Source organism: Pseudobacillus wudalianchiensis (assembly GCF_001685015.1).
GTDB lineage: Bacteria > Bacillota > Bacilli > Bacillales > Domibacillaceae > Pseudobacillus > Pseudobacillus wudalianchiensis.
Map to the genome: position 1 here is coordinate 1 of NZ_MAYT01000018.1, position 441 is coordinate 441.

1 pseudogene is annotated in these 441 nt (G+C 42.9%); it reads left to right on the top strand.

The window, feature by feature from the left end:
- Positions 1-29 precede the first annotated feature (29 nt).
- Positions 30-441, top strand: a pseudogene (locus A8F95_RS10540) (urocanate hydratase); the annotation flags it as partial.

The following is a 441-nucleotide window of genomic DNA, read 5'->3' on the forward strand; positions in this document are numbered from 1 at the left end:
CAACATTTAACACTTAGGGGGAAAACACAATGTCAACACCAGAAATTTTGTATTCAGTAAAAGCACAAAGAGGACCGGAACTCCGCTGTAAAGGCTGGAGACAGGAAGCGATCCTTCGGATGCTGGAAAACAATATGGAAAATGCAGAAAAACCAGAAGAGCTGGTCATCTACGGCGGGATTGGAAAAGCCGCTCGTAACTGGGAATCCTACCATGCGATTGTGAAATCTCTAAAGGAATTAGAAGATGATGAAACATTGGTTGTTCAATCCGGGATGCCAGTAGCGGTGTTTAAAACACACAAATACGCACCGACTGTTGTCATGGCAACAACGAACATTATGAAAGCAGACTGGCCGACATTCTATGATTTACAAGATAAAAACTTAACGATTTATGCAAACTATACAGCGGCTCCATGGGAGTACATCGGTACACAAG